Genomic DNA, 7,539 nt, shown 5'->3' with positions numbered 1-7,539 from the left:
GTGGGGGGTGGTTTGTTCCCCACCCGGGGTGTGGCGGGTTTCTTTGGTCCTGGGGGGGGGGGGGGGGGGGGGGGGCCGGGGTCCGGGCCCCCCCCGCACGGATCACCAGCGGTAGTGGGCGAAGGCCTTGTTGGACTCGGCCATCTTGTGAGTGTCCTCGCGCTTCTTCACAGCGGCACCGAGGCCGTTGGAGGCGTCCAGGATCTCGTTCATCAGCCGCTCGGACATCGTCTTCTCACGACGGTCCTGGGCGTAGCCCACGAGCCAGCGGAGGGCGAGGGTGGTGCCACGACCGCCCTTGACCTCGATCGGCACCTGGTAGGTCGCACCGCCGACGCGGCGGGACTTGACCTCGATGGCCGGCTTCACGTTGTCGAGCGCGCGCTTGAGCGTGACGACCGGGTCGGTGCCGGTCTTCTCGCGGCAGCCCTCGAGGGCGCTGTAGACGATGCGCTGGGCGACCTGCTTCTTGCCGTCCATCAGCACCTTGGAGACGAGCTGGGTGACCAGCTGCGACCCGTAGACGGGGTCGACATCGAGCGGCCGCTTCGGCGCGGGACCCTTGCGCGGCATGTCAGCTCTTCTCCTTCTTCGCGCCGTAACGGCTGCGAGCCTGCTTGCGGTTCTTGACACCCTGGGTGTCGAGGGTGCCGCGGATGATCTTGTAGCGGACGCCGGGAAGGTCCTTCACACGGCCGCCGCGGACGAGCACGATCGAGTGCTCCTGGAGGTTGTGACCGACACCCGGGATGTAGGCGGTGACCTCGACGCCGGAGCTCAGTCGCACGCGGGCGACCTTGCGGAGGGCGGAGTTCGGCTTCTTCGGGGTGGTCGTGTAGACGCGCGTGCAGACGCCACGGCGCTGCGGCGAACCCTTCAGGGCAGGCGTCTTGTTCTTGGACACCTTGTCCTGGCGGCCCTTGCGGACCAGCTGCTGGATAGTGGGCACCGGGTGGTTCCCTCTCTTTGTCGACTCTCTCTGCGCGGCGACCTGCCGCACAGGGTGGTGGCAGGAGATCCCTCTCCCACCTGTGTGCCGGGATGGTGCTCCCGAACCGACCGCGCCACCCCCGAGGTCGGGCGTGTCGCCCCTTGCCTCGTCCCGTGGCGGTCACCCGCTCCGGGTCTTTCAGGGCCCGTGCCCTGCTCCTCCCGACCTTCCGGGCTGAGCTCGCGGGCACGCGCGACGGCCTGGTCGTCCCAGACACGAGAATTGAGGCTACCCGGCGCCTGTGAGGGGGTCAAAAGGACCGCGACCCGGCCACCACGCGCCCGGGTGGGAGGGCGCTCTAGGCTGGGTGCGTGAGCACCGACCAGCCCGACGAGCACCGTATCGGTCGTCGCACCTACGTGATCGCCCCGGTCGAGCCCCTGGACACCGACGGCGTGCGCACCGTGGCCGTCGGCACACTCGTCTTCGCGGTCGCCTTCGTCGCGCTGCTGCCCTTCTACGGCTGGCTCGAGCAGACCGACCGCACCTGGTGGCTGTGGACCTGCCTGGCCGGCGCCGGCCTGGGCCTGCTCGGGCTCGAGTACGTGCGCCGCCGGCGCGACCGGCGGCTGGCCGCCGCGGACGCAGGCAGCACCGCGGGGCCGACCGCGTGACGCAGCCGCCACCCACCCGCTGGGCGCTGGCCGGGCCGGACGCGTCGGCCGGCTTCGGTCGGAAGTTCGGGGACCTCGTGGCCGAGGGCGCGGACGTGCACGGCGAGGCGCGCCTGGCCGACACCCTGCTGCCCCGTGGCGCTCGCGTCCTGGACGTCGGTGCGGGCATGGGCCGCGTCGGGGCCGGGCTGGCCGCCCGGGGCCACCGCGTCGTCGCGGTCGAGCCGGACGCGGCGCTGGTCGTGCAGGCGCGCGCCACGTTCCCCGACCTCGACCTGCTGCACGCCGACGGTCTCGACCTCTCCCCCGCGCTGCTGGGCCCCGAGCGTCCGCACGAGTTCGACCTCGTCGTCCTCGTGGGCAACGTGATGGTCTTCCTCGCCGAGGGCACCGAGCGCGCCCTGCTCGCGCGCGTCCGCGCGCACCTGGGCGCGCGCGGTCGGGTGCTGGTGGGCTTCCACCTCGTCGGCGCCCCGCCCGCCGCACGGCGCTACCCGCCGGAGGAGTTCGTCGCGGACGCCGAGGCCGCGGGCCTGCGCGTGGACGCGCGGTTCGGCTCCTACGAGCTGCACCCGGCGGGCACCGACTACGCGGTCTGGCTGCTCAGCCCCGTCGACGCAGGCACGCCCGGGACCACGGACGTCGGGCACGTGCACTGAGCCCGTGACGACGCCCAGTCGGCAGTAGCCTTCACGCCCCGCGGCGCGGGAGCTGAGAGGTACTGCCGGCTCGGCGGTGGGTCAGTGGTGCGTCAGAAGGACTCGACGTCGCCGGGGGCGAAGTCGTCGACGATCGGCTCCGGCATCGGCAGCGGCTCGTGCTTCTTGGCCAGCCGCACCTCGGAGTGCGCGCCGCAGCCGTGGCCGAGCGCGACGACGCGGCCGTCGTCGTTGGCGTCACCGTTGGCGCAGACGCCGAACCGGTCCGAGAGGGGCCCGTTGAGGCGGACCAGGAAGCCGCAGGAGTCGCAGGAGTCGGACGCGGCCTGGGCCAGCGGGCTGTCGGGGCCGCCGTCGCCGTCCCACCAGCGCTGCGCCGCCTGCTCGCGACCCTCGGGGCCGAGCGTGCGCGGACGGCCGAGGAAGAGCTCGCGGGCGACGTCGCGCACCTGCTCCTTCTCGTCGGTGTCCAGGGGGTCGTCACCGAAGGAGTAGGTGGGCACGAGGCGCGGGTCGTCGTCGGCGACCGGCAGCAGGTCGCCGGGCGTCAGGTCGCCGGGGCGGACGCGGTCGCGGTAGGGCACCCAGTCGGGGGCGGTGATCGCGTCCTCGCCGGGCAGCAGCACGACCTCGTCCACCGTGACCGTGCGCTGGCGCGAGGCCCGGGTGAGGGTGACGGCCCAGCGCCAGCCGACGTAGCCGGGGCGCGTGCAGGCGAAGGAGTGGGTGACGAGGCGCTCGCCCTCCACCACGTGGCCGAGGTGCTCCCCGACGTCGCTGGGGCTGTCGACGTCCTCGAGGAGCGCGGCCCGCGCGACCTCGACGGCACCGACGGTGACGGAGTCGGGCTTGGAACGAGCGGTGGTCCTCACGACCGACCATCATGCCCGCACCCCGGCCACCGTGTCGTATCGGGGGCCCGGACGCGCCGGGGCGGGGTCGTGGGTGCGCGGCACCGGTCGCCGGGCAGGATGGGCGCGTGAGCGACCCGCAGCAGCCCTCCGGCCCTGCGCGGCCGGGCGGGCGTGAGCGGGCCGCGGACGCCGGCCGTGCCACCGCCCGTGGCCTGCGCACCGGCGCCCGCAGCACCGCACGGGCCGCCGCCGCGGTGGGGCACCAGGCCCGGCGCGCGGCCGGGGCGCAGGGCGCCGAGGCGTCCGGGCTGAACCGCCTCATCTACCTGCACGCCGCCAACGCCGCGGGGGACGCCGCCGTGGCGATCGCCCTCGCCGGCTCCCTGTTCTTCCAGGTGCCCTCCGGCGAGGCGCGTGGTCAGGTCACCCTCTTCCTCGGGCTGACGATGCTGCCGTTCGCGATCGTGGCCCCGCTGATCGGCCCGACGCTGGACCGGTTCAGCCACGGCCGGCGGTGGGCCATCGGTGCCACCATGGCGGTGCGGGCGTTCCTGGCCTGGGTGCTGGCGGGCGCCGTGGGCGAGGAGTCCCCGGAGCTCTTCGGGGCTGCCCTCGGGGTGCTGGTGGCGAGCAAGGCCTACGGGGTCACCCGGGCCGCCGCCGTCCCGCGGCTGCGACCGCCCGCCCTGACGCTGGTGCGCGCCAACGGACGGGTCTCGCTGGCCGGGATGGTCGGCGCCGGCGTGTCCGCTCCCCTGGCCTTCCTCGCCTCGCTGGCGGGCTCGGACTGGGCGCTGCGCTACGCGTTCGTCCTCTTCGTGGTGGCAGTGGTGCTGGCGATCCGGCTGCCCGAGCGGGTCGACTCCTCGGCCGGCGAGCAGCCGATGGTGCTGCTGGCCTCCCCCGAGGACCGGTCGGTGGAGGGTCAGGCGGACGGGAAGGCGCCGGCCGGTGGGCGCCGCGGACGCCGGGGCCTGAGCTTCGGGGTGCCCCGCTCGGTGGCCTTCGCGCTGCTGGCCAACGCCGGGCCGCGGTTCACCACCGGGTTCCTCATCATGTTCATGGCGTTCCTGCTGCGGGAGAACCCGCCGACCTCGGCGCTCTCCGACGAGCTGCTCGTGGCGCTGGTGGTGGGCGCGGCCGGGCTCGGCAACGGGCTCGGTGTCGCCGCCGCGTCCCTGCTGCGCCGGCTGGACCCGCGGGTGACCGTCATCGGGGCGGTGGTCGCCGACCTGGCCGCGCTGCTGCTCGCGACGCTCTTCTACGGCGTGCTGCCGTTGGTGCTGCTGGGGCTGGTGGCCGGGCTCGCGCAGTCGCTGGCGAAGTTCTGCCTGGACGCCACGATCCAGGCGGACGTCCCGCCGACCGTGGCCGCGAGCGCGTTCGCGCGCAGCGACACCACGCTCCAGCTGGCGTGGGTGGTCGGCGGCTTCGTCGGCGTGGCCCTGCCGCTGGACCCCGCCCGCCTGGGCCTGGGGGTCGCCGCCGCGGTGATGGTCTCCTTCACCGCGTTCGTGCTCAGCCGCGCACGGGCCGCGCGGGGCTGAGCCCGGCGGCGCGGGCGATCAGAGCTCCAGCTGGTCCGCGAGCGCGCGCAGCACCTTGGCGGTCTGCCGGGCGGCCTGGCGCTCGGGGTGGCGGCCGTGGCGGTAGGACTCGCCCATCGCGTCGAGCAGCCGGATGGCGTCCTCGGTGATGGTGGCCAGCTCGTCGGGCTTCTTGCGCCGGGCCGCGGCCTGGTTGCGCGAGACCGAGGCGGGGGCGTCGAGGACGCGCACGTTGAGCGCCTGGTCGCCGCGACGGCCCTGGGCGATGCCGAACTCGACGCGGGTGCCGGCCTTGAGGGCGGCACCGTCGGGCAGGGCGTCGGCGCGGACGTAGACGTCGGCACCGCTCTCCTGGGAGAGGAAGCCGAAACCCTTCTCGGCGTCGTACCACTTCACCTTGCCAGTGGGCACTCTCGTCTCCCCCTCACGCCTCACGTCGCACCGGGCCCGGAAGTCCCGTGGCCGTGCCCGGGCGGCCTGGGTGCCGCCCGACCCGGAAGTCTAGGTCGACCTGCCCCACGGGCCCGCTTCGGCGGACCGCTCAGCGCTCGAGCAGCTGCGGGGCGAGGGTGAGCGCGCCGACCACGACGCCGGCGAGGTTGGCCAGGAGCATCAGCCACACCCAGCCGAGGGCCGGCAGCCAGGTGAGCCGGCCCAGCTGGTCGGGGTCCGAGCCGCGGCGTCCGGCCGGTCCGCGGCCCAGCAGCTCCACCAGGGGGCGCGGGGCGGCCAGGAGCAGCAGCCAGGTGACCAGGTAGGCGGCCAGCGAGGGCCACGGCGGCGACCCCAGCCAGGTCAGGGCCGCGACGGCGCCGCCCAGCAGCACGAGCACCAGCACGCCGTAGGCGTTGCGCACCCACACCAGGAGCAGCAGGGCCATCAGCACCAGGCCCCACAGCAGGGCCAGCGGACGACCGGCCGCCAGCAGCAGCGCGGCCCCCACCCCGAGCAGCGCCGGCGCCAGGTAGCCCGCGGCCAGCATCGCGACCATCCCGGGCCCCGAGGGGCGCCCCCGGGAGAGCGTGACGCCGGAGGTGTCGGAGTGCAGCCGGATGCCGGAGAGCCGGCGTCCCACCAGCACGGCGACCAGCGCGTGCCCGGCCTCGTGCACCACGGTCACCCCGGTGCGCACGCCGTGCCAGGTCTGCGGAGCGGCGACCAGCAGCAGCGCCACCGCGCCGGTGGCGAGCACGACCCACGCCTCGGGCAGGGGCTGGCGTCCGAGGACGTCGCTCCACACGCGGGCGAGCACGTCGCCCACGCCCGAGGCCAGGCCGTCGCCGGTCATCGCCAGCGCTCGGGGTCGGGCAGCAGCTCGTTCATGGCACCGGAGCGGAACCCGCGGGGGTCGACCTCCGCGTCGGCGAAGCCCACGGCCAGGACGGCGGCGCGCACCCGCTCGGCCAGGGGGTCTCCGGCGGCCAGGCGACGGGCCAGGTCGGCGTCCAGCTCGACGCGGGCGGCGTCCGCGCCGAGGTCGCGCACGCGCAGGTCCCGCACCGGCGTGCCCGCCTCGGCCAGGAGGGCACGCAGCCCGCGCTCGGCCGCCTCGACGCGGGCCAGGCCCGCCGCGGTGACCTCGACGCCGTAGGCGATCCGGGAGGAGAGGCAGGCGGCGGCGGGCTTGTCCCAGGTCGGCAGCCCCCACAGCAGGGACGCGGCGCGCACCTGCGCCTTGGTCAGGCCCGCGTCGGCCAGCGGTCGCACGGCGCCCGCGTCGGCGGCGGCCCGGATGCCCGGGCGGAAGCCGGCCGCCAGGTCGTCGGCGTTGGTGCCGGTCGCCACGGCGGCCAGGCCGTGCTCGGCGGCCAGCGGCACGAGGACGTCCATCAGCTCGGTCTTGCAGAAGAAGCAGCGGTCGCCGGCGTTGGCGCGGTAGCCCTCGCGCTCCAGCTCGTGGGTGGCCGGGGTCAGCACCCGCACGCCGAGGCCCTCGGCGAACTCCCGGGCCGGGTCGCGCTCGGCCGCCGGGAGCGCGTGGCTGTAGCCGGTCGCGGCCACGACGCGCTCGGGCCCGAGGGCGCGGACGGCGGCGGCCAGCAGCAGGGCGGAGTCGGCACCGCCGGAGAACGCGACCAGCACCGAGCCCAGCCCGACCAGACGCTCCTCGAGGTCGGCGAGGCGGGAGGTGAGCACGTGGGAGTCCAGCCAGGCGGGGAAGCCGGTCAGGTCGTCGAGGACGACGTCGGTGCCGGCGTCCAGCACCTGCTCGCGGCTGCTCGGGCCGGTCAGCACGCTGACCGACAGCGCGTCGGCGGCGCGGGCACCGGCCACGTCGTGCACGTGGTCGCCCACGTAGACCCCGGCCCCGGCGGCGCCGAGCGCGGCGCCCTTGCCCGGGCCCCAGACGTCCCCGGCCAGGGTGTCGACCTCGAGGCCCAGGTGGTCCAGGTGGCGCCGGGCGTTCGGCTCGTGCTTGCCGGTGACCACCAGCACGCTGCCGCCGTGGGCGCGGACGGCGGCGACGGCCTCGCTCGCGCCGGCCAGCGTGGGCGTCGCGGCGACGGCGAGGTCCGGGTAGAGGGCCCGGAACCGGTCGACGGCCGCGTCGATCTCCTCGGCGGGCAGGTAGGGGGCGAGCAGCTGGTCCAGCGGCGGGCCGAGATGCGAGGTCACCTCGTGCACCGGGATCTCGACCCCCAGCTCGGCGGCCAGCGCCTCCAGGACGGCGGCGATGCCGGGGCGGGAGTCGACCAGGGTCATGTCGAGGTCGAACCCGACGACGAGGGGAGCAGGCACGCGGCCAGCGTAGGAAACGAGCCTGTGCGTCCGGGCCGGTGGGCCCGCACCTCGTGCGCCAGGTCACGTGCCGCACGGCCGGTGCACGGACGTCTTTGCCAAGGAGGGGCTGCGCCACCTGTGCACCATCCGTCA

9 protein-coding genes are annotated in these 7,539 nt (G+C 75.4%); 3 read left to right on the top strand and 6 right to left on the bottom strand.

Annotated features, from left to right (window positions below; translation table 11 throughout):
• Positions 1-102: 102 nt before the first annotated feature.
• Positions 103-573, bottom strand: a complete 471-nt coding sequence (rpsG, locus tag M8316_RS02120) for a 30S ribosomal protein S7 (protein ID WP_250051554.1) — start codon at positions 571-573, stop codon at positions 103-105.
• A 1-nt stretch (position 574) separates the two neighbouring features.
• On the bottom strand, positions 575-949 hold the full coding sequence (gene rpsL / locus M8316_RS02115) for a 30S ribosomal protein S12 (RefSeq protein WP_011757353.1): 375 nt from the start codon (positions 947-949) through the stop codon (positions 575-577).
• A 353-nt stretch (positions 950-1,302) separates the two neighbouring features.
• On the opposite strand from rpsL, the gene M8316_RS02110 reads away from it, so the two are divergent.
• Together M8316_RS02110 and M8316_RS02105 are read left to right on the top strand one after the other, a co-directional pair.
• The gene (locus tag M8316_RS02110; protein ID WP_250051550.1) at positions 1,303-1,605 is read left to right on the top strand and encodes a DUF2530 domain-containing protein; all 303 of its coding nucleotides are present in this window, start codon (positions 1,303-1,305) and stop codon (positions 1,603-1,605) included.
• Positions 1,602-2,264: a class I SAM-dependent methyltransferase gene (locus tag M8316_RS02105; RefSeq protein WP_250051548.1), complete on the top strand. Its 663-nt coding sequence runs from the start codon at positions 1,602-1,604 to the stop codon at positions 2,262-2,264. The genes M8316_RS02110 and M8316_RS02105 overlap by 4 nt, the downstream gene beginning before the upstream one ends.
• A 92-nt stretch (positions 2,265-2,356) precedes the next feature.
• On the opposite strand, the gene M8316_RS02100 is transcribed toward M8316_RS02105, so the two are convergent.
• Entirely contained in the window at positions 2,357-3,136 is a 780-nt protein-coding gene (locus M8316_RS02100) for a DUF3027 domain-containing protein (RefSeq protein ID WP_250051546.1), read from the bottom strand.
• A 107-nt stretch (positions 3,137-3,243) separates the two neighbouring features.
• Here M8316_RS02100 and M8316_RS02095 point away from each other — a divergent pair, with 107 nt between their 5' ends.
• Positions 3,244-4,665, top strand: a complete 1,422-nt coding sequence (locus M8316_RS02095) for an MFS transporter (RefSeq protein WP_250051543.1) — start codon at positions 3,244-3,246, stop codon at positions 4,663-4,665.
• 18 nt (positions 4,666-4,683) lie between these two features.
• On the opposite strand, the gene M8316_RS02090 is transcribed toward M8316_RS02095, so the two are convergent.
• The 3 genes from M8316_RS02090 to larE form a co-directional block, all read right to left on the bottom strand.
• Positions 4,684-5,076 (bottom strand): cold-shock protein, encoded by a 393-nt coding sequence (locus M8316_RS02090; protein WP_250051541.1) that lies wholly within the window; start codon positions 5,074-5,076, stop codon positions 4,684-4,686.
• 130 nt (positions 5,077-5,206) lie between these two features.
• A complete protein-coding gene (locus M8316_RS02085; protein ID WP_250051539.1) occupies positions 5,207-5,953 on the bottom strand; it encodes a M50 family metallopeptidase in 747 nt (248 codons plus the stop codon).
• Complete coding sequence (gene larE / locus M8316_RS02080) at positions 5,950-7,404, bottom strand: ATP-dependent sacrificial sulfur transferase LarE (protein WP_250051537.1); 1,455 nt, start codon at positions 7,402-7,404, stop codon at positions 5,950-5,952. The genes M8316_RS02085 and larE overlap by 4 nt, the downstream gene beginning before the upstream one ends.
• Between the last annotated feature and the right edge of the window lie 135 nt (positions 7,405-7,539).

The sequence above is a fragment of the Nocardioides bruguierae genome (genome assembly GCF_023554635.1).
Classification (GTDB): Bacteria; Actinomycetota; Actinomycetes; order Propionibacteriales; family Nocardioidaceae; genus Nocardioides; species Nocardioides bruguierae.
Note: the sequence above shows the minus strand (reverse complement) of the source record. Positions and strands in the feature narration are given on the sequence as shown.

Excerpts from the sequence above, each read along its gene's own strand:
- rpsG (WP_250051554.1), bottom strand. The coding sequence starts at position 573 with ATGCCGCGCAAGGGTCCCGCGCCGAAGCGGCCGCTCGATGTCGACCCC.
- M8316_RS02085 (WP_250051539.1), bottom strand. The coding sequence starts at position 5,953 with ATGACCGGCGACGGCCTGGCCTCGGGCGTGGGCGACGTGCTCGCCCGC.